The sequence below is a fragment of the Pseudomonas sp. Ag1 genome (assembly GCF_000278565.1).
Classification (GTDB): Bacteria; Pseudomonadota; Gammaproteobacteria; order Pseudomonadales; family Pseudomonadaceae; genus Aquipseudomonas.
Genome location: NZ_AKVH01000084.1, coordinates 52,198 through 78,312 on the forward strand (window position 1 = coordinate 52,198; position 26,115 = coordinate 78,312).

Annotated in this window: 27 protein-coding genes; 16 read left to right on the plus strand and 11 right to left on the minus strand. The window is 61.8% G+C overall.

Annotated elements, in window-relative coordinates; translation table 11 throughout:
• Position 1 precedes the first annotated feature (1 nt).
• The 3 genes from A462_RS23695 to A462_RS23690 all read right to left on the minus strand — a co-directional run bounded on the left by A462_RS23695 (position 2) and on the right by A462_RS23690 (position 3,566).
• Positions 2-1,384, minus strand: a complete 1,383-nt coding sequence (locus tag A462_RS23695; RefSeq protein ID WP_157222829.1) for an amidase family protein — start codon at positions 1,382-1,384, stop codon at positions 2-4.
• A gap of 211 nt (positions 1,385-1,595) precedes the next feature.
• A complete protein-coding gene (locus tag A462_RS0132360) occupies positions 1,596-2,384 on the minus strand; it encodes a hypothetical protein (protein ID WP_008432942.1) in 789 nt (262 codons plus the stop codon).
• A 123-nt stretch (positions 2,385-2,507) separates the two neighbouring features.
• Positions 2,508-3,566, minus strand: coding sequence for an MBL fold metallo-hydrolase (locus tag A462_RS23690; RefSeq protein ID WP_008432945.1), 1,059 nt, complete (start codon positions 3,564-3,566; stop codon positions 2,508-2,510).
• 124 nt (positions 3,567-3,690) lie between these two features.
• Between A462_RS23690 and A462_RS23685 the strand changes: the two genes are divergently transcribed.
• The 4 genes from A462_RS23685 (at position 3,691) to A462_RS23670 (ending at position 7,714) form a co-directional block, all read left to right on the plus strand.
• Positions 3,691-4,311, plus strand: coding sequence for a TetR/AcrR family transcriptional regulator (locus A462_RS23685; RefSeq protein ID WP_003211473.1), 621 nt, complete (start codon positions 3,691-3,693; stop codon positions 4,309-4,311).
• A gap of 189 nt (positions 4,312-4,500) precedes the next feature.
• Positions 4,501-5,559, plus strand: coding sequence for a diguanylate cyclase (locus A462_RS23680; RefSeq protein WP_003211472.1), 1,059 nt, complete (start codon positions 4,501-4,503; stop codon positions 5,557-5,559).
• Positions 5,560-5,798: 239 nt separating this feature from the next.
• Positions 5,799-7,118: a methyl-accepting chemotaxis protein gene (locus A462_RS23675; RefSeq protein WP_008432948.1), complete on the plus strand. Its 1,320-nt coding sequence runs from the start codon at positions 5,799-5,801 to the stop codon at positions 7,116-7,118.
• 80 nt (positions 7,119-7,198) lie between these two features.
• Positions 7,199-7,714 (plus strand): DUF1003 domain-containing protein, encoded by a 516-nt coding sequence (locus tag A462_RS23670; protein ID WP_003211469.1) that lies wholly within the window; start codon positions 7,199-7,201, stop codon positions 7,712-7,714.
• Positions 7,715-7,752: 38 nt separating this feature from the next.
• On the opposite strand, the gene A462_RS23665 is transcribed toward A462_RS23670, so the two are convergent.
• The gene (locus tag A462_RS23665; protein WP_008432951.1) at positions 7,753-8,637 is read right to left on the minus strand and encodes a LysR family transcriptional regulator; all 885 of its coding nucleotides are present in this window, start codon (positions 8,635-8,637) and stop codon (positions 7,753-7,755) included.
• A gap of 79 nt (positions 8,638-8,716) precedes the next feature.
• On the opposite strand from A462_RS23665, the gene A462_RS23660 reads away from it, so the two are divergent.
• The gene (locus tag A462_RS23660; RefSeq protein ID WP_008432953.1) at positions 8,717-9,412 is read left to right on the plus strand and encodes a CTP synthase C-terminal region-related (seleno)protein; all 696 of its coding nucleotides are present in this window, start codon (positions 8,717-8,719) and stop codon (positions 9,410-9,412) included.
• Positions 9,409-9,732 (plus strand): antibiotic biosynthesis monooxygenase family protein, encoded by a 324-nt coding sequence (locus A462_RS23655; RefSeq protein WP_003211463.1) that lies wholly within the window; start codon positions 9,409-9,411, stop codon positions 9,730-9,732. The genes A462_RS23660 and A462_RS23655 overlap by 4 nt, the downstream gene beginning before the upstream one ends.
• A 172-nt stretch (positions 9,733-9,904) precedes the next feature.
• Here A462_RS23655 and A462_RS23650 read toward each other — a convergent pair whose 3' ends face one another.
• Positions 9,905-10,228, minus strand: a complete 324-nt coding sequence (locus tag A462_RS23650; protein ID WP_008432956.1) for a DUF2025 family protein — start codon at positions 10,226-10,228, stop codon at positions 9,905-9,907.
• 232 nt (positions 10,229-10,460) lie between these two features.
• Here A462_RS23650 and A462_RS23645 point away from each other — a divergent pair, with 232 nt between their 5' ends.
• Together A462_RS23645 and A462_RS0132365 are read left to right on the plus strand one after the other, a co-directional pair.
• The gene (locus A462_RS23645) at positions 10,461-11,588 is read left to right on the plus strand and encodes a glycerophosphodiester phosphodiesterase (protein WP_008432958.1); all 1,128 of its coding nucleotides are present in this window, start codon (positions 10,461-10,463) and stop codon (positions 11,586-11,588) included.
• Positions 11,589-12,266, plus strand: a complete 678-nt coding sequence (locus tag A462_RS0132365; RefSeq protein ID WP_032899069.1) for a helix-turn-helix domain-containing protein — start codon at positions 11,589-11,591, stop codon at positions 12,264-12,266.
• Here A462_RS0132365 and A462_RS23640 read toward each other — a convergent pair.
• Complete coding sequence (locus A462_RS23640; RefSeq protein WP_032899071.1) at positions 12,207-13,136, minus strand: sterol desaturase family protein; 930 nt, start codon at positions 13,134-13,136, stop codon at positions 12,207-12,209. The genes A462_RS0132365 and A462_RS23640 overlap by 60 nt on opposite strands.
• 140 nt (positions 13,137-13,276) lie before the next feature.
• Here A462_RS23640 and A462_RS23635 point away from each other — a divergent pair, with 140 nt between their 5' ends.
• The 4 genes from A462_RS23635 to A462_RS23620 all read left to right on the plus strand — a co-directional run bounded on the left by A462_RS23635 (position 13,277) and on the right by A462_RS23620 (position 17,900).
• Positions 13,277-13,582: a PepSY domain-containing protein gene (locus tag A462_RS23635; RefSeq protein WP_008432961.1), complete on the plus strand. Its 306-nt coding sequence runs from the start codon at positions 13,277-13,279 to the stop codon at positions 13,580-13,582.
• Positions 13,583-13,767: 185 nt separating this feature from the next.
• Positions 13,768-14,943 (plus strand): GAF domain-containing sensor histidine kinase, encoded by a 1,176-nt coding sequence (locus A462_RS23630; RefSeq protein WP_008432962.1) that lies wholly within the window; start codon positions 13,768-13,770, stop codon positions 14,941-14,943.
• A 100-nt stretch (positions 14,944-15,043) separates the two neighbouring features.
• Positions 15,044-16,066, plus strand: a complete 1,023-nt coding sequence (locus tag A462_RS23625) for a transporter (RefSeq protein ID WP_008432963.1) — start codon at positions 15,044-15,046, stop codon at positions 16,064-16,066.
• A 217-nt stretch (positions 16,067-16,283) separates the two neighbouring features.
• Positions 16,284-17,900 carry an inorganic phosphate transporter gene (locus A462_RS23620; protein ID WP_008432964.1) on the plus strand — a complete coding sequence of 539 codons (1,617 nt, stop codon included), beginning with the start codon at positions 16,284-16,286 and terminating at the stop codon, positions 17,898-17,900.
• 123 nt (positions 17,901-18,023) lie between these two features.
• On the opposite strand, the gene A462_RS23615 is transcribed toward A462_RS23620, so the two are convergent.
• From A462_RS23615 to A462_RS23605, 3 genes are all read right to left on the minus strand, one after another.
• Positions 18,024-18,998: a biotin-dependent carboxyltransferase family protein gene (locus A462_RS23615; protein WP_008432965.1), complete on the minus strand. Its 975-nt coding sequence runs from the start codon at positions 18,996-18,998 to the stop codon at positions 18,024-18,026.
• Positions 18,995-19,873 carry a 5-oxoprolinase subunit B family protein gene (locus A462_RS23610; protein ID WP_008432967.1) on the minus strand — a complete coding sequence of 293 codons (879 nt, stop codon included), beginning with the start codon at positions 19,871-19,873 and terminating at the stop codon, positions 18,995-18,997. Before A462_RS23610 ends, A462_RS23615 begins: the two co-directional genes overlap by 4 nt.
• Before the next feature lie 76 nt (positions 19,874-19,949).
• Entirely contained in the window at positions 19,950-20,708 is a 759-nt protein-coding gene (locus A462_RS23605) for a 5-oxoprolinase subunit PxpA (RefSeq protein ID WP_003211441.1), read from the minus strand.
• A gap of 232 nt (positions 20,709-20,940) precedes the next feature.
• Between A462_RS23605 and A462_RS23600 the strand changes: the two genes are divergently transcribed.
• On the plus strand, positions 20,941-21,858 hold the full coding sequence (locus A462_RS23600) for a LysR family transcriptional regulator (protein WP_003211439.1): 918 nt from the start codon (positions 20,941-20,943) through the stop codon (positions 21,856-21,858).
• On the opposite strand, the gene A462_RS23595 is transcribed toward A462_RS23600, so the two are convergent.
• Entirely contained in the window at positions 21,779-22,750 is a 972-nt protein-coding gene (locus tag A462_RS23595) for a LysR family transcriptional regulator (RefSeq protein ID WP_008432970.1), read from the minus strand. The two genes, A462_RS23600 and A462_RS23595, sit on opposite strands and share 80 nt — an antisense overlap.
• Positions 22,751-22,861: 111 nt before the next feature.
• Between A462_RS23595 and A462_RS23590 the strand changes: the two genes are divergently transcribed.
• Complete coding sequence (locus A462_RS23590; protein WP_003211435.1) at positions 22,862-23,620, plus strand: SDR family NAD(P)-dependent oxidoreductase; 759 nt, start codon at positions 22,862-22,864, stop codon at positions 23,618-23,620.
• 57 nt (positions 23,621-23,677) lie between these two features.
• Complete coding sequence (locus A462_RS23585; RefSeq protein WP_003211434.1) at positions 23,678-24,586, plus strand: LysR family transcriptional regulator; 909 nt, start codon at positions 23,678-23,680, stop codon at positions 24,584-24,586.
• Between the two features lie 57 nt (positions 24,587-24,643).
• Here the strand turns inward: A462_RS23585 and A462_RS23580 are convergent, their stop codons facing one another.
• On the minus strand, positions 24,644-25,081 hold the full coding sequence (locus A462_RS23580; protein WP_008432974.1) for a multidrug/biocide efflux PACE transporter: 438 nt from the start codon (positions 25,079-25,081) through the stop codon (positions 24,644-24,646).
• A gap of 89 nt (positions 25,082-25,170) precedes the next feature.
• Between A462_RS23580 and A462_RS23575 the strand changes: the two genes are divergently transcribed.
• Entirely contained in the window at positions 25,171-26,025 is an 855-nt protein-coding gene (locus A462_RS23575; protein ID WP_008432976.1) for a LysR family transcriptional regulator, read from the plus strand.
• Positions 26,026-26,115 lie beyond the last annotated feature (90 nt).

The window sequence follows — 26,115 nt, forward strand, 5'->3', positions numbered from 1 at the left end:
ACTAGCGCAGGCCGGGTGTAAACGCAGGCTTCCTAATTGCATGGGAGGCCTGCTCATACCCGTAGGCGACCGACAGCAACGTGGCTTCGCTCAAATTTGCCCCATAAAAGTGAACAGCCGTTGGCATCCCTTCGTCGTCCATTCCCGATGGCATGGAGATACCGGGATAACCGGCCACTGCCGAGTAGTAGTAACTGTACGAGTGAAAATTGGACACTATTGCGTCAAGCTTATGCTCGGCCAGCGGCTTATCGATGGTGCTTTTGAAAATCGGGCCGATGGCAGCCCATAACTCATTGCGCGCCTCATCACTGATATCCATCCCGTTGATCATGGTGAGCATCTGTTGATCCGGCACACCCGGACCGCTGTTGCGCTCGTTGAATTCAATCAGCTCAGCCAGCGACTTCACCGGCAAGCCTGCCCGTCCGGCCAGGTAGGCTTCAAGCTGGTGTTTAACGTCCGATAACAACGCGTCGTTATATTGCTCATGGGTTTCGTACGGGACGCCCTCACCCAGTTGACCCACGGGTACCAATGTCGCGCCCTTGCCCCGCAGCAACGTAATGGCATCCTCGAAGTGCTGCCTGTCGGCTATTTTCGCCGGGTCGTTGGCATCTTCTGCTGATAACTCAGGCAACGGCGTATAGCCGATGCGCTTGCCCACCAAGGCGTCAGGCTTGATTCCCTGGGTGTAGCGGTTGGTATCCGTCATCGCATCCAGTGCTTGCGCCGCATCACGTACGTTACGGGTGAAGGTGCCCACCGTGTCCTTGCGGGAACTGGTCATCACCCCTTCAGTGCTCACTAATCCTTCGGTCGGTTTGAAACCAATAACACCGTTGTAAGCCGCCGGCGTAATGATTGAACCATTGGTTTCGACCCCCAATGCCAAGGGCACAATCCCTTGTGCAACGGCTACCGCAGAGCCCGTACTCGACCCCGCCGCCTGGCCATCCAGCCGATGCGGGTTGAGGGTCAAGCCGCCCCTGGAGCTCCAGCCATCAACCGGCGCCTCAGAGCGAAAATTGGACAATTCGCTCATGTTGGTTTTTCCAATAATCACAACGCCAGCCTTCAGCAGGTTGTCCACCACCTTGGCGTTCCTTGAAGCGGGCCTGCCCACCAGCGCCATGGAGCCACCGCTGGTCTGCATCTTGTCGCCGGTTTCGAACACATCCTTGAGCGCTATCGGAACGCCATGCAAAGGCCCGCGCACTTTGCCTTCGGCCCGGTCCAGATCCAGCGCACGGGCTTTCACACGAGCGTCAGGATTGATCTCAATGAACGCATTGCCGCCCTGCAAGCCCTTGTCCATGGTGGCGATCAGCTTCAGCGAATCCCTCACCACCGAATCGGAACTGGCCCCATTGGGCCGGGTCATGGCCGCCGCCAAATCGTCGGCACTCCTGTAGGCCTGTGGCGGGTTCACCACTGCATCGAAAAGCCCCGCTGCCCATCCCGCGCCCAAACCTGGTCCAATCATAAATACTCCCCGCCTGCCTGAATGTTGGGGATACCGTTCGATATCCCTGCCTCAGTCTAAGAAGCGAAATACTCGATGACTCGGGGGCAACTCTTACCGCGGCGTACGATCACTCTCCCCATGGCGTAGGCCCTTGAAGCCGCCCTAGAACCTGCTGACAACCTCGCACCAACGCCGCCAGACGATCTCTGGACCAGTGCGCACCATAGAACCAGACGACCCTCGACACCCCGTCGACGTCGGTGCCCGCGGGCACGCTGAAGCGTGGGTTATCGGCAGTCGCTGCTTTGTGGAAAGCAACACCTTGCGCATCCGCCACCACCCCATCCAGGCGGTTTTCCGTGACCCGGTCGTTAATCTCATTGCCGGGGTCCAGGGTGAAGTGACGTGTGTCATCGGTCACCCGCGCCGTCACAGGCACCAATTGCGCACCGGCTGCACGCAGTACGTCCAGTACCCGGGCAAAGTGCGGGCTGTGTTTGGCGGGTTTGCGCACATCACCGGTAACGTACTCGCTGGCAAAACCAATACGGCTGCCAGCCAGGGGCGGTGTGTTGATCAGATGACCCGGATCAGCGACGGGTGGAATCTCCACCATCACCCGCCCCTCAGGGTCGACACCGCTGAGGGCAATCAGTGATAACGCGGGATCGCGCACGCTGTGCATCATGGGACCAGGGAGGTCGAGCCTGGGGCCGTAACCGCCCGTGGAGCCGAACTCCAGGCCGCCCTGGTGAGTGGCCGAATTGACGATCGTACCGGCCGCATGACTGCCAAACACGACGCCCTGGCTGGCAGTGGGGGCGCAAGGCTGGGGAGTACAACTGTCCACCGATCCTGAAGGCTTGAACAGGCAGCGCACGCCCGGCCCCGTGACCTTCCTACTCTTATCGTCCATACACTCCCACGCCCCGGAATAGAGTTTCGAGGCGTGATTGCATCCCTTAAGCGAGGTGGATGTCTGTCGGAAATGGCTGGTTATGGCTCGTTCAAAATCCCTGAGCGCGCGATCAGACGGTGATTATCCGCTGACGTGCGCTTCACTGCCCTGATGCTCGACGTCCAGCCACCAGGCCTGCCCGCGCTCCGGCTGGTTGAGCATGAACGCCTGCCCCATCGCCGGTGTGGTGATCGACACGTTACGCTCCCATGCCAGCGCCATGATGCGGTCGAAGGGTTCGTGCCATGCATGAAACGCCAGGTCGAACGTGCCGTTATGGATCGGCAGCAGCCAGCGGCCCTTCAAGTCGATGTGCGCCTGCAGGGTTTCTTCCGGTTGCATGTGCACGTGGGGCCAGTCGACGTTGTAGGCACCCGTCTCCATCAGGGTCAGGTCAAACGGGCCGTACTGCTCGCCGATACGCTTGAAGCCCTCGAAATAGCCGGTATCACCGCTGAAGAAAATTCGCCGTGAGCCGTCGATCATCACCCACGAACACCACAGCGTCTGGTTGCCATCGAACAGGCCGCGCCCGGAAAAGTGCTGGGCCGGCGTGGACACAAAACGAATCCCGTCCACTTCAGTGCCCTGCCACCAATCCAGCTGCCGCACCTTGCTGGCATCCACGCCCCACTTGACCAGGGTATCGCCCACACCCAGCGGCGCGAGGAAATAGCGGGTCTTGTCCGCCAGTTGCACCACCGCCTTGTGGTCCAGATGGTCGTAGTGGTTGTGGGAAAGAATCACCGCCTCGATCGGCGGCAGGTCCTCAAGGCTGATCGGCGGCTGATGGAAACGCTTGGGGCCCGCCCAACTGAACGGCGAAGCACGCTCGGCGAACACCGGGTCGGTCAGCCAGAACTTGCCGCGCATTTTCAGCAGCACGGTGGAATGGCCGAGGCGGAAAACGCTATGGTCCGGGGCGGCAAACAGTTGCTCGCGAGTCAGCGGCTGCACCGGGATCTCACCCACCGGGCGCGTGCTACGGGGCTTCTGGAAGAGCATCTTCCACATGATGCCCAGGGTCTTGCCCAAGCCGCCATGCTGGATGGGCTTCTGATTGGTGAAGTGACCTTGATGCTGTTCGGAAGACTTGGGCGCTGTAGAAGAACTGTCGAGACGGGTTGAGATCGTGGCCATTACCGAGGAACTCCTGCAGACTGCTCTGAAAATTACACTGCACAGTGTAGTTTCTAGATTGCAACAAAACCGGGAGCAAGTAAACTACCGAGTGTAAGTTTCCCTTCAGAGCCGAACTCCCACCATGACTGTACCCCTGCGCCTCACCGACCGTAAACGCGAAGCCATCGTGGCAGCCGCCATTGCCGAGTTTCGTGACAACGGGTTCGAGGTCACCAGCATGGACAAGATTGCGGCCACGGCGGGGGTTTCCAAGCGCACGGTGTACAACCACTTCCCGAGCAAGGAAGAGCTGTTCGCCGAGATCCTGCATCAACTGTGGGCCAGCAGTGTTGCGCAACTGGACGTCAGCTACGCCAGCGACCGCCCGCTGCGAGAGCAACTGCGCGGGTTGCTGCAGGCCAAGATGACGATGATGTCGGACGCCAACTTCCTCGACCTGGCCCGGGTCGCGATTGCCGCCACCATCCACTCGCCGGAACGTGCCCAGGACATGGTCAACCGCCTGAGCAAGCGTGAAGAAGGCTTCACCCAATGGGTGCGCGCCGCCCAGGAAGACGGCCGGCTGAGCTGCACCGACCCATGCTTCGCCGCCCATCAGGTGCAAAGCCTGCTCAAGGCCTTTGCCTTCTGGCCACAGATCACCCTCGGCCAGCCGACCCTGGACGCCGACGCTCAAGCGAACGTCATCGAGTCAGCCATCGACCTGTTCCTCGCAGGCTATGAGGTCGTGCCGCAGCACTGACCTGTTGCAGGAACGACATCCAAGGTCGTTTTTTATCTGATTCGCCGCGTGTCCTTTGCAAATGGCCTGGAAGGACACTGATTATTCCCACGCGAATAACTGACAATATTCACACGTATTATCCGACCAGTGGTTTTCCCGATCACGTGTGCCGTCGTAGCTGCAAAAAAAGAATCGACCCAGGAATCTATGGAAAACCAACGAGGCAAAGGGCTGTCATTTGCCAGACGTATCTACAGGCCAAGGATCATCGGCCTGGGCATCGGCTGCATCAGCGTCATCGCCGCGCTCTACCCACTGCAAATGCCAGGCTGGGTCTGGGCGTTGCTGCTGTTCAATGGTTTTGGCTGGGCGCACCTGGCCTATCAACTTTCGACCCGCTCCGATTTCCCCTACAAGGCGGAACGGCGAAACCTGCTCTACGACTCACTGCTCGGCGGGTTCTGGGCGGCGACTACACAGTTCACGCCACTGACGGCCGTGACCATCCTGTCGATGATGACCATGAACAACGTCGCCGCCGGCGGCAAACGCCTGTTCCTCCACGGCATCGTGGCGCAACTGGCAGGTATCGGCGTGTCCTGGCTGCTGTTTGGCATCCACTTCAATCCCGACGTCAGCCTGGTCCAGGTCTACGCCTGCCTGCCGATGCTGACCCTGTATCCCATGGCGCTGGGCATGGTCTGCTACCGCCTGGCGATCAAATTGTCGGAACACAAACGCGCCCTGAGCGCCTTGAGCCGCACCGACAGCCTCACCGGCCTGCTCAACCACGGTTCGTGGAAAGACCTGCTGCACCTGAAGTTTCACAAGTGCCAGCAACAACATGGGAACGCCACCATCGCACTGATCGACATCGACCATTTCAAGCAGATCAACGACAGCTATGGGCACATCATCGGTGACCAGGTTCTGCGCCAACTAAGCCTGGAACTTCGACGCAACCTGCGGGCAAACGACCTGGCCGGGCGATACGGCGGCGACGAGTTCTGTGTGATTCTTCCGGACATGCCCATGGAACAGGCCGCGCAAGTCATGGAACGCATGCGCGAGGTGTTCAGCAATTACCGCAACCCGGAAATCCCCGAGCTGCGGGTCAGCCTGAGCATTGGCCTGGCGTCTTTCCAGAGCACCTTCACCGACGCGGCCATGTGGCTCAACGCAGCGGACCGCGCGCTGTACGCGGCCAAGGACACCGGCCGTAACCGAGTCAATATCAGCGACTACGTGGTCGCCCATTCCGCCTGAATCCCGCCCTCTGCATCTCGTCTGAATTAAACGCGCCCGTCGCCGACCGATAGCATAATGCCGCCATTGGTCGACTGGAATAGAACTTCTTGCCGGCCATACGACTCAGAACCCGCTGTTCCACCCCGCTGCCAGCACAAGGAAGCTGGCAATGAGCACGTTTGCCGTATGGCCAGGCCTTACGGTGGCAGGCGCCCCCATGGATACCCCTGACGCTTGCTTCCCCCGAGCACACGACCATGCTATTCAACGCCCATAAAAAAACCATCAGTACCCTGCAAGCCACCCTTGCCCAGCAAGCCAGCCTTCTCGACGCCATCGACCGCTCCATGGCGGTGATTGAATTTGATCTGCAAGGCACGGTCCTGCGGGCCAACGAGAATTTCCTCAAGGCCATGGGCTACACCGCCGACCAAGTCGTGGGCCAGTCCCACCGCCTGTTCTGCACCCCGGCCTTTGCCCGCAGCGCCGAGTACGGCCAGCTATGGACGCAACTGCGCAACGGCCAATTCCAGTCCGGCACCTTTGAGCGCGTGACCAGCGACGGCCAGCCGATCTGGCTAGAGGCCAGCTACAACCCGGTGCGCGACGAGTCCGGCAGCGTGGTGAAAGTGGTGAAGTACGCCATGGACGTCACCCCGAAAATGCAGGCCGAGAGTGAAGCCAACGCCAAGTTGCAGGCCATCGACCGCGCCATGGCGGTGATCGAGTTCAATCTCGACGGCACCATCATCAGCGCCAACCAGAATTTCCTGCAGCGCATGGGCTACAACCTGGCGCAGGTGCAGGGCAAGCATCACCGCATGTTCTGCACACCGGAGCTGGCCAACAGCAGCGCCTACAGCGATTTCTGGCGACGGCTGAACCAGGGTGAGCTGTTCAACGGCCAATTCGAACGCATCGACAAAAACGGCCAGGTGGTGTGGCTGGAAGCCAACTACAACCCGGTGTACGACGCCAGCGGGCGCCTGTGCAAGGTGGTGAAATACGCCTCCGACGTCACGGCCATGGTGGAGAAACACGCGGCCGACGCGCAAAGCGCCACCCAGGCTTATCACATCTCGCTGCAAACCCGGGACATCGCCGAAAAAGGCGCCGAGGTGATCCAGCAGACCGCCACCGGCATGCGTGAGATTGCCGCCAATATCGACGGTTCTTCCGCGCTGATCGCCAAGCTGGGCGAGCGTTCGCAGCAGATCACCGCCATCGTCAACACCATTCGCGGGATTGCCGACCAGACCAACCTGCTGGCATTAAACGCTGCCATCGAAGCCGCACGCGCCGGCGAACAAGGGCGTGGCTTTGCGGTGGTGGCCGATGAAGTGCGGCAATTGGCGGCGCGCACCAGCGGTTCAACCGCAGAGATTTCGTCGATGATCGAGATGATCCAGACCGAAACCCGCCAGGCCATCGACAGCATGGACGGTACCCGCGACCGCGCCGCCCAGGGCGTGGACCTGGCCAACCAGGCCGGCACGGTGATCCTGCAGATTCGCGAAGGCGCCAGCGAGGCGGTGCAGGCTGTGAGTGCGTTTGCCAATGAACGGGGCAACAGGTAAGCGACAGGCTTCTTCATGTGCCAGGCCGAGGGCTCGGTCTATAGTGGTGGCTTGTCTTACGCCACGGATTCGAGCCCGCCATGACCCCGGATAAACCTGAAGCCAACGTTGACCACCTGCGCTTTCATCGTAAACACGCCCATCTCGCGCCGACCTTTGGCAACGACACCTTTGCGTTGAAAGCCGAAGCCTTCGCGCGCTTCTTTGGCACCCCGACGTTCCTGGGGGCGCAAACGGCAATCGTGATTCTGTGGGTCGTGCTCAACATGACCGGCATCACGCACTTTGACGTCTACCCGTTCATCCTCTTGAACCTGGCGTTCAGCCTGCAATCGGCCTATGCCGCCCCCTTGATTTTGCTCGCCCAGACCCGCCAGGCCGCACGGGACAAGGCCCAATCCGACGCCGACGCCCAGCACCGCGAAGCCCTGGCCGTGGCCAACACCGAACGCCAGGCCCAGGCGGCGCAGACCACCAAGCAACTGCTGGAACTGTTGGAGCAGAACACCAAGCTCACCGAGATGACCAAACAACTGACCGAACGCATCGAAGGGCTGACCAGCGAAATGCACGACCAATTCGTGCGCAAGACCTGACCCTCCCACGCATCCCGTGTGGGAGCTGGCTCCCACAGTTATCTCACCGGCAAACGCACATGCTGGCCCAACTGATCAAATAACGTCACCACCGAACGCAAGGCCCGGCAATCGGGGCGCGTCAGCAGCCACAGGGCGGTGTCGTGCCCCACCAGCGGCGGGCTCAACGGTTCCAGACCCGCGCCCAGCAGGTAATCCGGCAACGCGGCCACGCCGAGTCCCGCGCGCACCAGCTCGGTTACCGAAACCATGCTGTTGCAGCGATAGGCTGGCATCACTCCCGGCAAGTGCTGGCGCCGCCAGGTGACGGTGGGGTGATCCGGCAGGAAGTCATCCGGCGCGATCCAGTTCAGGGCCGCCAGTTCCTCCCCCGCATGCTGGCGGGAATAGTCGGCACTGGCGCACACCCGATACGACACCGTGCCCAGGCAACGTCCTACCAGATGCTCGGGCGGTGCCTTGGTCAGGCGCAGGGCGATATCCGCATCGCGGCGGCTGAGGTTGGCGAAGTCATTGGACGTGCTCAGCTCCAGGGTCAACGCCGGGTAGCCCGGCATGAACTGCGCCAGGGCCGGCAGCAACAGTGACTGCAATACCGAGTCCGTGCACGTCAGGCGCACCGTACCGCTGATCACTTCACCGCCCTGCTCCACTCCCACACGTGCTGCCTCCAGCGCCTGTTCGGCACGTTCGGCCTGCTCGGCGAGGGTGGTGGCCAAGGTGGTGGGCAGGTAGCCGGCGCGGCTCTTTTCGAACAGCGTCTGGCCCAGCGCCGTCTCCAGCCGCCGCACCGCGCGAAACACCGTAGACACATCCACCCGCAGCAACGCCGCCGCCCGCGCGAGCGTGCCGCCGCGCACCAGGGCGAGGATCAGGGAAAGGTCTGGGTAGTCGATCTGATAGTGCGCCGCTGCATTGAACATGTGTGTTAACGCCAATATTGATTGCGTGAACGCCAATCTATAGTGAGCGCCAGGACTCAACAAGCCACGGATACCCTCGATGAATAAAACCACCCTGCACCTGGCCCTGATCGGCGACTACGATGCCCAAGTCACCGCCCACCAGGCCATTCCCCTGGCGTTGCAACAGGCCGGCGCGGCGCTGGGCCTGACGGTGCGGTTCGACTGGCTGGCCACCGACACGATCAAATCCACCGAACAACTGCAGCACTACGACGGCTTCTGGTGCGTCCCCGCCAGCCCCTACCGAGACCTTGACGGCGCGCTGCTGGCCATCCGGTATGCCCGTGAACAAAAGCGCCCGTTCCTCGGCACCTGCGGCGGTTTTCAACACGCGGTGCTGGAATATGCCCGCAACGTGCTGGGCTGGGCCGACGCAGAACACGGCGAACTGGCTCCCGATTCGCCCCGTGCAGTACTCACGCCCCTGACCTGTGCGCTGGTGGAAGCGACCGACACCATCCACTTGATGGCCTATACCCGCATCGCCGAGGCCTACGCCACCCTCGATATCCATGAAGGCTACCGTTGCCGCTATGGCATCAATCCAGACTTCGAAAGCGCATTGCTGGAAGCCGACCTGATTGCCAGCGGCCATGACTCGGCGGGTGACCTGCGGGCGGTGGAGTTGCTGGGCCATCCGTTTTTTGTCGCCACCCTGTTCCAGCCGGAACGTGCGGCGCTTAAAGGCGTCACCCCGCCGCTGGCCATTGCGCTGCTGAAGGCCTGCGCATGATCGCCAAGACACCCAAACCGCCGTACTACGCCGTGGTGTTCAGTTCATTGCGCACTGAAGGTGACAACGGTTACGGACAAGCCGCCGACCGCATGCTGGAACTGGCCCGGCAACAACCCGGTTTTCTCGGCGTGGAATCGGCGCGCGGGGACGACGGGCTGGGTATCACGGTGTCCTACTGGAGCAGCGAAGCCGCGATCCTGGCCTGGAAGCAGCACGCCGAACACACTGAGGTGCGCGAACAGGGCCGCGCCACCTGGTACTCGGCGTGCCATACGCGGGTGTGCAAGGTGGAGCGGTCTTACGCGTTCGAGCGCTGAAACCTCAGCCCGTGTAAAACACTTAATGTGGACAAGGGAGGCTCTGTGGTGAGGGCGCTTGCTGTAGTGAGGGAGCTTGCTGTGGCAGGGAGCTCCCTCACCACAGCAAGCCTCCTGCCACAGCAAGCTCCCTAGCCACAAAAAGCGCTCCAGCCGCAGGGCTATGCGGCACTCAACTGACCAGACTGCGCACCGCACTGATCTGTGGAATCTCCACCCGACGCATGTACACCCGCAGCGGTTCGGTGATGTTGATGCGATCGTCGATGTTCTGGTCCAGCAACAACTGGATCCGCTCGCGGGACAAGGTCATGGCCTGCCCGTCGACCGGCAGCCAGACAAACTCGGCGGTTGGGATGATGCCGTCATCTGCCACGTCCATGCCGAAGGAGTCTTCGCTGAAACGGACGATGTACTGGCCAGTCTTGCGGTTCAGGCCGACAAAACCCTGGAGTTGGTCGGCGGCCTGGCAGATAAGCTCGGAGGTGATGCGCATGGTAAACCTCACTGAAAAGTCCTACTTGGACTGGAAAGATGGTTTACACGCGTGGCAGGAAAATCTGCCCTCTGATGGGGCAATTCAAGGCAAGAGTACTGCATCGCACCGCACAAAAGTGCAGAAAAATGGCCGGTGAACACGTTAATGTCGGTTTGGTGATAGCGCCATTCGCAAGCAATTGTTAAAAAGGAGCCCTTCTCAAAGTTACCTCCACGAAAGGACTTCGCATATGCCTGTCACGTTTACCAAGAGTGCCCTGCTGCTGGCCCTGATGCTGGGCCTTGGCCACGCACAGGCGGCAAGCCCGATCAGCCCTACCGAATTGGCCACCAACGAAGGCATTCCGCACCCCGCCGTGATTGCCCACCGTGGCGCCTCCTTCGATGCACCGGAATCCACCGCCGCCGCCTACAAAGTCGCGCGCGACCTGGGTGCCGACTACCTGGAAATGGACCTGCAACGCAGCAAGGACGGCGTGCTATTCGCCCTGCATGACAACAACCTGCAACGCACCACCGACGTCGCCACCAAGTTCCCGGAGCGCAAGGACAGCCCGGCCAACGAATTCACCTGGGCCGAGCTTAAAACCCTGGACGCCGGCAGCTGGTTCAACGCCGCCTACCCGGATCGTGCCCGCCCGGGCTTCGTCGGCCTGAAAATCCTCAGCCTGGACGAAATCATCAAGATCGCCGAAGGCAATCCGCAGCACAAACCCGGCCTGTACATCGAAACCAAGGAGCCGAAGCAATTCCCGGGCATCGAGGCCGACCTGAAGAACAAGCTGCTGGATAAAGGCTGGTTGAGCTCCACCGGCTCCAACCAGGCCCAGAAAAACATCGGCGTCGGCCAGGGCAAGGGCCGCGTGGTGCTGCAAACCTTTGAGAAAGACAGCCTGAAAGAACTGCAAAAAGAGATGCCCAACACCCCGAAAATCCTGCTGTTGTGGGTAGGTGAAGGCAGCATCGAACCGAAATCCAAGGTGCCCTTCGCCGAGTCCGGCGAGCCGAGCAAAGCCGCCTACTACGCCAAGCAGGAGCCGAAGGACGCCGCCGAGTTCGAAAAATGGATCGACGAGGCCAAGAGCCTGGGCGCCATCGGTACCGGCCCTTCGGCACAGCTGACCAACCTGGGCGACCAGAGCTACTCCGACCTGGTCAAACCCGAGATGAACCAGTTGACCCACGACAAGGGCTTGCTGGTGCACGTGTACACCGTGGATGAGCCGGTGGACTTCGACAAGGTCATGAAAGCCGGCGTCGATGGCATCTTCACCAACCGCGCTGCCGAACTGCTGAAGTACTACAAGCGCTGGCCGTCCTCGAGTGTGGCCGACCTGCTGCAGGACAACGGTTACTGAGTGAGCCCCGAATGGTCAGGTCGCCTGTGGCTGGGGCCTGACTACGGGCTGATCCAGGGCATACCGGGGCGCACTGCGCCCCATGCACACTATGCCCATCAGCTGATGTTCTCCGCGGGCGGGCCGGTCACGGCCAGCCTCGATGGCCGTGCCATCACGGCCCATCGCCTGTTTATCCCGTCCAGAATGCCCCACGCCATCCTCCACTCCCACGGTGAGGTGTTGATGGTGTATGCCGAACCCGGCGCCTTTGACTTCGACTCTTTGCAGGCCGCCCTGGCCGACAGTGAACGGTCCCTGGAAGCACTCGAGCGCACGCTGCGCCAATTGCCGAGACGCGCACTGGAAGATGCCAGGGTGGAGCGCGCGCTGTCGGCGCTGGATCAGCAACTGAGTGGCAAGGTCTCGGCCCAAGCCCTGGCACAGGCGGCGCACGTTTCGTTAAGCCAGCTGGAACGTTTGTTCGCCAACCAACTGGGTTTGCCGGTACGTCGCCTGGTGTTGTGGCGGCGCTTGCGAGTGGCGCTGGGACTGGCGCTCGGCGGCAGCACCCTGACCGAGGCTGCCCATGGCGCCGGGTTCGCCGATTCGGCGCATTTTTCCCGGACCATGAAGCAACTATTCGGCGTCACGGCCGGGGCGTCGTTGCGCAACCTGCACGTACGAATCCTCGACTAGACCCGCGGGAACCGGCGGCTCCTTGCTCAATTGCACCGTCCTGAACGGATCGCGCAACTGCGCCACATACTCCCGCGGAAAATCCGGCCGGCTGCCAATCCCCAAGTCGCCCTGCCCCATTCGATAGTCATGGCTGTAAAACGCCGTACCCAAGAGCCAATCCCACAGATTGAAAAACAAGCCGAAATTCACATCCCCAGCCCGGCCATATTTCATGTGATGAAAACGATGCACCGGCGCCCAGGCGAACACCCAGCGCAACGGCCCCAGGCGCATGTCGACATTGGAATGCTGCAACAGCAGCTGCACGGCAATCGCCAGGGCCAGCAGCAGCGCCACCTCCGTAGGAATGCCCAGCAGGATCAACGGCGCCAACCCGGCCGTGGCTTCCAGCATCTGGTGCAACGGATGCTTCATCAAGCCATTGAAGCCATACAGCCGTTGCACGCTGTGGTGCACCGCGTGCAGGCGCCACAAGGCAGCGACTCGGTGGCTGGCGTAATGCATCAGGGTGATGCCCGCATCGGCAATGAAGATCGCCAGCAGCAATTGCGCCCAGAGCGGCCACGCCCGCGGCCATACACCGTCGACGGCCAACAGCGCGGTCAGCACCGGCAAGATCAACAAGCCCGCCGCATTGAGGCCCTCATTGACCAACGCGTGAATCAAGTCGCGACGACGATCACCCTGGTTGCGATTCCACTGTGGCTCATAGGGCAACCACCACTCGGCGATAAACGACACCGCCACCGCCAGAACAAATACCAGCCCCAGCCACTGCAGCGCATCCCTCTGCACCAGCCACAGCGCCCACCCGATAAACCCCGCCCAGAACAAGGGCGCATACACCCAGGCCATTAACTGTTTCATCTGTGCCTCCCGTAAGTGAGACGCCAGCATGAAACCCCGCACTCGCCGCCGATTGAACAAACGGCGCAATTTTAAGGGTGAGTTAAGTTGCGCTGGTTAACCTGATCCCACTTAAACAGCTCACCCCAAAGGATCACACCATGAAAAACCTGACCGCTCTGTTCGCCGCTGCCGCCTTGACCCTTACCGCCGGTTTGGTCCAGGCCGATGTTCGCCCGGACCAGATTCCGAGCCTGCTCAAGTCCGGTGCCGTGATGGATTTTGAAAAGCTCAACGCCAAGGCCGTGGCCCAGCACAAAGGCGCCACCATCGTTGACACCGAACTGGAAGACAACGCCGGCCGCCTGGTCTACGAGACCGAACTGCGTGACACCAGCAACGTGAAGTGGGACGTGAAGCTGGATGCCAAGACCGGCGAAGTCCTGGAAAACAAGCAAGACACTTGAGTTGAACCGCAAAAACGCCGCGCCGCCTTCGGGCCGCGCGGCTTTTTTATGCGCGCTCGTCGCCCAGAAGAGCAATTAGTCTAATTAGCGTGAACGAATTTGTACCTTACGCCGCCAAGCTCGCTAGAATCCCAACCATCAGCCAAGGCACAACGCCAGCAGCATCAGGACCGGAACCGTTCGCCATGGGGCAAAAAGCCGTCGACATTGCCACCATTGGCAGAATCAGCGCCGTCCCGGCGATTCTCCAGGTAGTCAGCGAGATGACCGGCTTGCGTTTTGCGGCCGTGGCCCGGGTCACCGATGATTCATGGACCGCCTGCGCCGTGCGCGACCAACTGGACTTCGGCCTGCCCGTGGGTGGCGAGCTGGACCTGACCACCACCCTGTGCCACGAAATACGCGACTCCCACGTCTCGATCGTGATTGACAAAGCCAGCGAAGACCCGCTGTACCGCGACCACCACACGCCGCGCATCTACCACTTTGAAAGCTACATCTCGGTGCCGGTGTTCCGCACCGACGGGCGTTTCTTCGGCACCATCTGTGCCCTGGACCCGAACCCGGCGCAACTGCGCAGCAGCACCATCCAGTCGACCATGGAGTCGTTTGCCCGGGTGCTGTCGCTGCAGATCGAAGCCGAAGAAAGCCTCCAGCAGACCGAGGCCGACCTGCAGCAGGAGCGGGAAACCGCCGAACTGCGCGAACAATTCATCGCCGTGCTCGGCCACGACCTGCGCAACCCGCTGTTCGCCATCAACGTCGGCGCCGAACGTCTGCTGCGCAAACACCCGGACCCGGCCACCGACACGCTGGTGCGGCACATGCTGGCCAGCGGCCGCCGGGCCTCGCAACTGGTGGAAGACGTACTGGACTTTGCCCGCGGGCGAATGGGCAGCGGCATCCCGGTGAACATCAGTGAATGCACCGGGCTTGAAGACACTTTGCAGCATGTGGTGGAAGAGGTGCAGCACGTCCATCCAAAGCGGCTGATTCACGCCCGCATCGGCAATCTCAAGGGTGTGAAAGGCGACCGCGAGCGGCTCGCGCAATTGCTCTCCAACCTGGTGGCCAACGCCATCAGCCACGGCAACCCGCAAGGGCCGGTTGAAGTCAGTGCGCAGGTCACCGCCGGCACGTTTGAGTTAACGGTGAAAAACCTTGGGCTGATCAGTGAGCAAGCCATGCCGCTGCTGTTCCAGCCCTACTCCCGACCGACGGGCGCCCTGCCCCAGGCCGGGTTGGGCCTGGGGTTGTACATCGTCAAGCAGATTGCCGACGCCCATGGCGGGCGGCTGGAAGTGTCTTCCAGCGAGCAGGACGGCACGGTGTTCAGCTTCAGTTTGCCCGCGGGCGATTGACGGCCACCTCAAACCGTCACAAAAGCGTCAAATTCAGTTGCCATGATGCGCTCAGGTGAACCTGTGAAATTTCCTACAGGCACTTTCCCTGCGAGCCTCCATGAACCACAGCATCGACCACAGCCACCAGGACTCCGACCTGTTTGGCTTGCTCTACGGTTTTCGTTTTCGCCCCGGTGAAAAGGGCGAACAGATTGACTCAGTCACCGCCCTGGCGGCCTTGCAGCAACCCGGTGACCCCGAAGAATTTCTGTGGCTGCATTTGAACCTGGCCCACGCCGCCTGTGAGCGCTGGATGCAGGCGCACCTGAACCTGCCGGAAGAATTCTTCGAGGCCTTGCACGAAGGCTCGCGCTCCACCCGCATCGAACACGTGGACTCGGCCTTGCTGGCGGTGGTCAACGACGTGGTCTTCAACTTCAGCAGCATGGTGTCTTCAGACATTTCCACCTTGTGGGTGTGCGCCCGCAGCCGGCTGCTGATCAGCGCGCGCCTGCAACCGCTGCACTCGGTGGACAAGCTGCGCTCGTCAGTGAAGGCCGGTGAGCACTTTCGCTCGCCGCTGGAACTGCTGGTGCATTTGCTGCGGGACCAGGGCGAGGTGCTGACGCAGATCGTGCGCAAGACCAGCCTCAGCGTCGACCAGATCGAGGACCAATTGCTGTCGTCGCGCCTGTCCACCAACCGCGCCGAACTGGGTGCCGCGCGCCGGGTGCTGGTGCGCCTGCAACGGTTGCTGGCGCTGGAGCCGGGCTCGTTGCTGCGGCTGCTCAATCGTCCGCCTCAGTGGCTGCAGAAGGAAGACGTGAAAGAGCTGCGCAAATCCACCGAGGAGTTTGCGCTGATCATCAACGACCTGATGGCGTTGGGTGAGCGCATCAAGCTGCTGCAGGAAGAGATCGCCGCCAACCTCAACGAACAGAGCAACCGCACGTTGTTCACCCTGACCGTGGTCACGGTGCTGGCGTTGCCGATCAACATCATTGCCGGTTTTTTTGGCATGAACGTTGGTGGCGTGCCGCTCTCCACAGACCCGGAAGGCTTCTGGATTCTGGTGGCGCTGGTGGCGACATTCACCCTGATTGCCGGACGCTGGGCGTTTCGCAAGCGCAAGGATTATTGAATTTGAAATGCGATCAAGTGTGGGAGCTGGCTTGCCTGCGATAGCGGTGGTGACTGATACACCGCTATCGCAGGCAAGCCAGCTCCCACATTTTATCGGCGGTGTTTTATAGACCGGCGGCAACTTCAATTCCCTAAACACTGATTTACCGCAGCATCTCTGTAACATTCTGCAACGATCATGACGGATATCCTCCCTCAACACTGGATGTTCCGGCATGGCAACCCCTTCGCTGACCGCCTCCACCGCCTCCGTCACCAACGATCCCAAACCGCGCCTGGACAAAAAACCGGGCCTGGTGACGGTGATCATTTTCTTCGCCGTACTCGCCATGGGCCTGTTGTTCACCGCCTACAGCCTGATGCACGACATGCACGAGCTGGGCACGGTGGTCACCACTTGGACGCCGTTCCTGCTGCTGGGCGTGGCGCTGTTGATCGCCCTGGGCTTCGAGTTCGTCAACGGCTTCCACGACACCGCCAACGCGGTGGCCACGGTGATTTACACCAACTCATTGCCACCGCATTTCGCGGTGGTGTGGTCGGGCTTTTTCAACTTCCTCGGCGTGCTGCTATCCAGCGGCGCGGTGGCGTTCGGCATCATCGCCCTGCTGCCGGTAGAGCTGATTTTGCAGGTCGGCTCCTCCGCCGGCTTTGCGATGATCTTCGCGCTGTTGATCGCCGCGATCCTGTGGAACCTCGGCACCTGGTGGCTGGGGTTGCCGGCGTCGTCGTCCCACACCTTGATCGGCTCGATCATCGGCGTGGGCGTGGCCAACGCACTGATGCATGGCCGCGACGGCACCAGCGGTGTGGACTGGGGCCAGGCGATCAAGATCGGTTATGCGCTGCTGCTGTCGCCGCTGATCGGCTTCGCCTTCGCTGCCCTGCTGTTGCTGGCGCTGCGGGCCTTCGTGAAAAATCGCTCGCTGTACAAAGCGCCGAAAGGCGATACCCCGCCGCCTTGGTGGATTCGCGGCATGCTGATCGCCACCTGCACCGGTGTGTCGTTTGCCCATGGTTCCAACGATGGCCAGAAGGGCATGGGCCTGATCATGTTGATCCTGGTGGGCACCCTGCCGATGGCCTACGCGTTGAACCGCACCATGCCGGCCGGTGAGTCGTTGCAGTTTGCCGCGGTGGCCGAAGTCACCCAGGCCGCCCTGGTAAAAGCGGCGCCGCAACTGGCCCCCGCCGACTCTCGCGGCACCTTGTCGACCTACGTACGCACCAAGGAAGCCACCCCGGAACTGGTGCCCGCCCTGGCCGCCATCACCGGGCATATCGGTGAGGAAGTGAAGAGCTACGGCTCCCTCGCCGCCGTTCCGGCCGAGGCCGTGGGCAACGTGCGTAACGACATGTACCTGACCAGCGAAACCATCCGCCTGATGGACAAGGGCAAGGTCGGCAACTTCGACGCCGACACCCAGAACAAGCTGCAACTGTTCAAGCAACAGATCGACAACGCCACACGGTTTATCCCGCTGTGGGTCAAGATCGCCGTGGCCATCGCCCTCGGGCTCGGCACCATGGTCGGCTGGAAACGTATCGTGGTGACCGTGGGCGAGAAGATCGGCAAGACCCACCTGACCTACGCCCAGGGCGCATCCGCCGAGATGGTGGCAATGCTGACCATCGGCGCGGCAGACATGTATGGCTTGCCGGTGTCCACCACCCATGTGTTGTCGTCGGGTGTGGCCGGGACCATGGTGGCGAACGGCGGTGGCTTGCAGATGAAGACCATCCGCAACTTGCTGATGGCCTGGGTGCTGACGTTACCGGCGGCGATTCTGTTATCGGGTAGCCTGTACTGGCTATTCACCCAATTGTTCTGACACAACCCGATAAAAATGTGGGAGCGGGCTTGCTCGCGAATGCGGTGGCTCAGTCACAGACTTATTGACTGACACTCCGCTTTCGCGAGCAAGCCCGCTCCCACATTGGGTTCAGTGGTGAGTTCAGGTGCTAAACAACCCACCCATCAGCTTCAACCGCTTCTTGTACACCCGCCGCGCCTCCAACGCTTCCTCCAGCGTCACCGCCACAAACCCCGCCCGCTGGTTCGGTTGCATCTGCCCGATCAGATCCAGGTCGGCACTGATCACCGTGCCAATCATCGCGTAGCCCCCGCCCGACACCGCGTCCCGGTGCAGCACGATCGGCTCCAGGCCCGCCGGCACCTGGATCGAACCGATGGGGTAGCAACTGTCGACGATGTTCGACGGATCGGACCCGGCGCCAAACGGTTGTTCCCGTGGCTGAAAGCTCAAGGCATTGCCGCCCTTGAAGCGATAGCCGATGCGGTCGGCCTCCGACCCCACCGTCCAGGGCTCGGCAAAAAAGCTGCTTTTGGCGGCGGGCGTCAGTCGCTCGTAATACAGCCCCGGCACCACCCGCAGGGTCACGTCCCCACCCACCGATTGGCGCAACGCCATGGGCAAACTGTTCCCAGCCCGGCCTTTGCCGCTGGCTTCGCCCACGGGCAGTTCATCACCCTCCACCAGACGCCGCCCGTGAAACCCGCCCAACGCACCCAGGGTGTAAGTGGACCGGCTGCCCAATACCAGCGGCACGTCAATACCACCAGCCACCGCGAGGTAAGTCCGTGCGCCGGCCTTGGGAAATTCAAAGCGCAGCACTTGCCCGGCCCGCACTTCAAACGCGGTGTCCTGATGCACCACCACGCCGTCCAGGCGCGGCGACATCAGCGCCCCGCACAACGCCACCAGGGCATCCTGCTGAAACTCCAGCTCCGGCCCGATCAACGTGCATTCCAGCCCGGCAGCGCCGATGGGGTTGCCCACCAGGTGGTTGGCCGCGCTCAACGCGTATTGGTCCAGGGCGCCGGATGGCGGGATGCCGAGGTGGTAATAACCTTCGCGGCCAAGATCCTGCACGGAGGTGGCGAGGCCGGCTTTGAGTACCTTGATCATGCCAGCGCCTCCTGCAAGGTTTTCGGGTAGCCGATGGGGTCGGCGAGAAAGGCGTCGAGGGAAAACTCCACCGGGCGGATGCGCAGGTCGAAGCGCCCTGCGTCCACTTCTGCCACGGCCAGGTCATAGGCGTCGCGGTCCATGGGTTTGAACTGCACGATGTCGCCGGGGCGGAAGAACACCATGTGCTCTTTCAGGTAAGCCAGTTGCTGTTGCGGGTCGTAGATCGGCGCCGGGGTGACGCCGAACATCTGGTAACCGCCGGCGCCGCGTACCGAATAGATACAGCCGAAGCAGCCGCCGTGGCCGAGGGTCAATTTCGGCGTGTCGGTGCGTGGGCGCAGGTACTTGGGCACCTGCAACTGCCGCTCGCGTTCCACCATCTGGAACATGAACGGCAAGCCCGCCACAAACCCCACCATCGAGACAAACCACGGCGCGCCACTGTGGGCCGCGATAAACGCGTCCACATCCGCCAGGCCGTTGATCCGCGCTGCGTATTCCAGGTCGGTACCGGTCGGGTCCTGATGACGGTCGCGAAAGCGCATCAGGGTTTCATGGGTCCAGGGGTCGTTGTACAGCACCGGGATTTCGATGATGCGGGTGTGCAAGGTGCGTTCGGCCACGGCCTGGGCTTCGGCGCTTTGTACCGCGTCGAGCAACACGTGGGGCGCGATGCGGTCCGGGTCGAAACGAATCTGGAACGAGGCATTTGCCAGGCAGACGTCCAGCACACCGTCCAGGGCCAGGCGTTCCACCGCACGGGTGACGGCCATGCCCTTGAAGAAAGCCTCCAGGGACATGCTCTCGCTGACCTCGGCAAACAGGTGTTCATCACCGCCAAAGCTGTAGCGGATCGGGGAAGATTCAGCCATGTCTGTTCCTCTTGGAATCATTGTAGAAAGGCAGGCAAAAAATCAATCAGACCCGGTGTCTGGGCACCGGTGTCGGTCAGCGGGGTGTGCGCACTTCGATGCCCGCCTGATCCAGCGCTTCACGGGTGGCTTCCACCAGTTCAAGGGCGCCGGGGGTGTCGCTGTGCAGGCAAATGGAATCGAATTCGATAAACAGGTCTTCCCCTTCCACCGTACGTACCAGCCCGGTCTGGCAAGCCCGTAGTACGCGCGCCGCAACCGTCGCCGGATCCAGCGCCCGCACATTGCGGGTAAACACGATGGAGCCGGTGAGATCGTACTCACGGTCGGCGTAAAACTCCCGCACCACTGGCTGGCCGAGTTCCTTGGCGATACGCCAGATCACCGAATTCGGCATGCAATACAGCAGCAGCGTGGGCTCCAGCCGTTGCAGGTTTTCCACCAGCAACCGCGCCGCTTCTTCATCCCGCGCCAGGTGCATGTACAGCGCGCCGTGGGGCTTGATGTGTTGCAGCGTGAGGCCCTGCACCCGGGCGATTTCCCGCAGGGCGCCGAGTTGATAGAGCATGTCGTCCACCAGCTCCTGGGCCGGGGCGTTGATATGGCGTCGGCCGAAACCTACGAGGTCGCGAAAACCCGGGTGCGCGCCAATCGCCACGCCCAACTGCTTGGCGCGTTCGACGGTACGGCGCATGGTGCCCGGGTCGCCGGCGTGAAAGCCGGTGGCGATGTTGGCCGAGCTGATGTAGGCCATCAGTTCACTGTCGACGCCATCGCCGATGGTCCAGGGGCCGAAGCCTTCGCCCATGTCCGAGTTGAAATCCACTGCCTGCATCGGGGTCGCTCCGTTGAAGTTCTTGCGATGGAAATTAGGCTGCCCCTTGACCCCTTGGGAAGATCTATTATCAGATGACCCATCTTCTGAAAATCAGATACCCGATACTGATCGTTCCCACGCTCCGCGTGGGAATGCCGCCCTGGACGCTCTGCGTCCGCCTTTGAAATCGTGACGCGGAGCGTCACAGGATGCGTTCCCACGCAGAGCGTGGGAACGAGCGGAGAAACCAATGTCCCTGACCCTGCGCCAAATCCGCTACTTCGTCGCCACCGCCGAAATCGGCCAGATCTCCCAGGCGGCGATTCACCTGAACATCTCCCAATCGGCGGTGACCACCGCGATCAAGGAGCTGGAAGCGATGCTCGGCGCGCAGCTATTCGTGCGCTCGGCCCAGGGCATGAGCCTGACCGACGCCGGGCGGCATTTTCTCAACCGGGCGTATGTGATTGTGCGCAGCGTCGACGATGCCCTGAACAGCCCGCTGCCGGACTACCGCGCCAGCGGCGTATTGCGGGTGGCCGCCAGCTACACCGTGCTCGGTTACTTCCTGCCGCACCACTTGCAGCGCATGGAACACTGGCACCCGGACGTGACCATCGAGGTGTTCGAACAGGAACGCCAGGCCATCGAACACGGCCTGCTCAACGGCCAGTTCGACATGGCCGTGGTGCTCACCGCCAACCTCACCCACGCGGATATCGTCTCGGAAATCCTCTTCAACTCCGAACGCCGCCTGTGGCTGCCCAGCCATCACCCGTTGTGCGAACGCCCCGCCGTGAGCCTCGCCGATGTGGCCAGGGAGCCGTACATTTTCCTCACCGTCGACGAAGCCGAACAAAGCGCCATGCGTTACTGGGAACAGGCCGGGCAAACCCCCAAGGTGCGGCTGCGCACCAGTTCGGTGGAGGCAGTGCGCAGCATGGTCGCCAACGGCAGCGGCGTGGCGATCTTGTCAGACCTGGTGCATCGCCCGTGGTCACTGGAAGGCAAACGCATCGAAACCGTGAGCGTCACCGACAAGGTCACGCCCATGAGCGTCGGCCTGGCCTGGCACCGCGAGCGCGATTTCACGCCGGCGATGCAGGCGTTTCGGGATTACTTCCATGATGCATTCCTGGCGCCGCAGCAGTTGTCTGCCCGGCGTTGAAAGCAGCCTGCAAGGTGGCGGCCAGCCAATCCATGAACACCCGCACCCGCAGCGGCAAATGCCGTTGGCCGGCGTACAGCAGGGACACGTCCAGTGCCGGCGCCGGATAGTCCGGCAGCACCGCCACCAACTCGCCGCTGGCCAGTTGATCGTGAATGCCCAGGGCGGGCACCTGGGTCAGGCCAAAGCCACCGATGCACGCCGCCCGGTAAGCGTCGGTGCTGTTGACCGTGACGCGCCCGGCCATGGGAATCCGCTGCACCTTGTTGCCTTGTACGTATTCAAACCCTGGAGAACGTGAGCCCAGCGGGCGTACGTAATGCACCAGTTGATGGTGAGCCAAATCAGCGAGCGTCCTGGGTACGCCGTGGCGTTTCAGGTACGCAGCACTGGCGCAGTTGATCATCGGCATGCTGCACAACAAGCGGGCTACCACCGACTGGTCCGGCTGCGCACCGACGCGCAAGACGCAGTCGAAACCTTCCGCCAGCAAATCAACCTGGCGGTCGGTGCTGCTGATTTCCAGCTCGATCAGCGGGTGCAGGTCCATGAACTCGGGCAGGCGCGGCAGGATCAATTCCCGGGCCATGACATTGGGCATGTCCACCCGAATGCGCCCCGCCAGCTGCGCTTCATCCTGGCGAAACAAGCCTTCCAGCTCTTCCATGTGCGACAGCAAATCCTTGCTGCGCTCATACAGCACGCGCCCGTCCTGGGTCGCCTGAACCTTGCGCGTGGTGCGCTGCAACAGGCGCGCGCCCAGCAACTCTTCCAGCGCCTGCACATGCTCGGAAACCGTGGAGCGCGGCAAGCCCAGGCTCTCGCCCGCCTGGGTGAAACTCGACAGTTCGGCAACGCGCACGAAGGTACGCAGCAACTCTAGTTTGTTCATGGGATTGTTCGCCTTATCCGGCCAGTGATTCCGGCATAGCTCTGTTTATCACGTTATGGCCGGACAAATACACTCAGTCCCACGAACCATCACACGCTCGAGGACTTCACCATGACCCGTAAAATCGCACTCATCACCGGCGCCAGCCGCGGCCTGGGCAAAAGCGCTGCGCTGCACCTGGCGGCACAAGGCGTCGACATTATCGGTACCTACAACAGCGCGGCGGACGAAGCCCAGGCCGTGGTCGCCCAAGTCGAAGCGCTGGGCGGCAAGGCGGCCATGCTGCAACTGGACGTCAGCCAGAGTTCCACCTTCGAGGCGTTCACCGCCCAGGTCGGCTCGGTATTGAAGGACGTGTTCGGCCAGGCGCACTTCAACTTCCTGATCAACAACGCCGGGATCGGCGCCCACGCCAGCTTCGCCGACACCACCGAAGCGCAGTTCGACCAACTGGTGGCGATCCACTTCAAGGGCCCGTTTTTCCTGACCCAGAAACTGCTGCCGCTGATCAGTGACGGTGGCCGCATCATCAATATCTCCAGCGGCCTGGCGCGCTTCAGCCTGCCGGGTTATTCGGCCTATGCCTCGATGAAAGGCGCGGTGGAAGTGCTGACCCGCTACCAGGCCAAGGAATTGGGCGCCCGTGGCATCACCGTGAACACCCTGGCCCCCGGCGCGATTGCCACCGACTTCAGCGGCGGCGTGGTGCGCGACAATCCGGACGTGAACGCGATGGTCGCCAACAACACCGCCCTCGGTCGCGCAGGCTTGCCGGATGATATCGGCGGGGCGATTTCCACCCTGCTGGCCGACGGCAGCAACTGGATCACCGGGCAACGGGTCGAGGCCTCGGGCGGGATGTTTCTGTAACGCTCTTGGATTCTCCGCTAGCATCAATGCTTTCGGATACCTGACAGGCAATCACCCATGAGTTTTGATCCAGGACTGGCCGGTGGCATGGGCGTACTGGCCGCCGTGGTCGACAGCGGCAGTTTCGCCCGCGCCGCCGACAGCCTGGAGATGACGCCTTCGGGGGTCAGCCGGGCCATTTCGCGGCTGGAAAAACGCCTGGGAATCCGCCTGTTCGACCGCACCACCCGCTCGGTGCAATTGACCGACGAGGGCCGGCGTTTCTACCAGGAAATCGCCCCGCTGCTGGCCGGCCTGGAAGAAGCCGCCAGCTCGGCGGCCGACAGCGCCCTGACGGTTCGCGGGCGGTTGCGGGTGAACATCGACCCGTACTTTTCGCGGCTGGTGCTGGGGCCGGTGCTGGGTGAATTCATGAGCCAATACCCGCAGCTGCAGTTGGACCTGCACACGCGGGATCAACTCGGGGACCTGGTGGCGGATGGCTTTGATTTGGCCATCCGTTTTGGCATTCCGCAATCGTCCTCGCTGATCGCCCGCAAGCTGATGGAAGTGCGAGTGCTGACGTTGGCCTCGCCAGCTTATCTCGAGCGGCATGGTCGCCCTTCACACCCCAAGGACCTGGAAGACGGCCAGCACGTGTGCATCGACTTTCGCGACTCCCAGACCGGCCGGCCGTTTGGCTGGGAATTCCACCGGCCGGGCGAGCAGGTCAACATCGCCACCAGCGGGCGGCTGGTGGTCAACGACGCAGGGACCCTGTACAGCGTGTGCGAACACGGCCATGCCGTGGCGCAAATGCTCGACCTTGGGCTGGCACCGGCGCTGAAATCCGGCGCGTTGATCGAGTTGTTTCCCGACTGGCCCGACGAGCGCTTCCCGTTGTATGCCTTCTACCCGTCGCGGCACTTGCCAGCGGCCAAGGTGCGGGCGTTCCTCGATTTTGTGGCCGCCCTACAACCCCTGTAGGAGCTGGCTTGCCGGCGATGACGTATCCAAAATCGCCATCGCCGGCAAGCCGGACTCCTACGCGGTGCGCATCCGTTTCTGCATAATCCGCTCCCGCGCGGCGTCATACGCCCAGTGATACACATAGGTGTACGGCAGGAAAAACAGCAACACGCCGATGTCGAGGATAAACGCCTGCATCAGGCTGATGTCCAGCCACCAGGCAATCAACGGCACACAGATCGCCACCAGCCCGCCTTCAAACATCAACGCATGCAGCACGCGGGTCCACACCCCGCCGGACAGTTGCAGGCGCGCCTTGAGACGGTCGAACAGGCCGTTGAAAATCACGTTCCAGGCCAGTGCCATAAGGCTGATGGCCAAGGTCACGACGCCCATCTCCAGGGCCGGTTTATCCATGATCCACGCCAGCAGCGGTGTACAGATCAACAAGGCCAAACCTTCAAAACCAATGGCCTGCCAAACGCGTTCAGTAATCGACTTGGTGGGTGTCATGACCCGTTCTCCGTGAGTGACGATGGTTGCCATCATTACCCTTTGACTCGATACTTCATAACCAGTAACCATCGATCAAGGCGATAGTCATGGCTTCCCATGAAGTGCTTCAAGCGTTTGTGCAGGCGGCAACCCAGGGTTCGTTTTCAGCGGCGGCGCGCAAGCTGGGCAAGAGCCAGTCCACCGTCAGCGCGGCGGTGGCCAGCCTGGAGATTGACCTGGACGTGGTGCTGTTTGATCGCAGCAGCCGCAAGCCGACGCTGACCCCGGCCGGGCACGTGCTGTTGCAACGCGCCGAGCAGGTGCTGGAAGCCAGCAGCCGCCTGGAGTTGGCGGCCAGCCAGTTGTCACAAGGGTTGGAGCCGAAGCTGAGTATCGCCATGTCCGATACCTACCAGTCGGACCGTTTCGAAACCGCCCTCAGCGCCTTCGAACAGCGCTACCCGGACCTGGAGCTGGAATGCCTGATCGCCGAATGCGAAGACTTGATCGCCTTGGTGCAAAGTGGCCGGGCGCAGATTGCGTTTATCGAGATGCAGGAGGTTTACCCGCCGGACCTCACCAGCACCACCGTGGAAGAGCGCACGGAAATCGCGCTGTTTGTCTCACCCAGACATCCGCTGGCGAACCTTGCGGACATCGACCAGCAAACCCTGGAACAACACCGCGAACTGCGCCTGGCGAGCATCATCAACCCGAATGAAACCCGCGGCCTGGGCCGGGTGTGGTCAGCGCCCAGTTACCTGATGCTGATGGAAATGGCACAGCTGGGTTTTGGCTGGGCACCGCTGCCGCGCTGGCTGGTGGAGCGGTTTGGCGGCGACCACCTGTGTGAAATCAAGGCCCGGGGCTGGCCGCGCTCGGTGGCGGTGGACGCGTTGTGGTCACGCCAGCATCCGCCCGGCCCGGCCGGCAGTTGGTTGCTGGGCAAGATGCTGGAATAACGGCGGAACACACTATTCGCAACAATGAAGATCAAATGTGGGAGCTGGCTTGCCTGCGATAGCGGTGTCAATCACCACCGCTATCGCAGG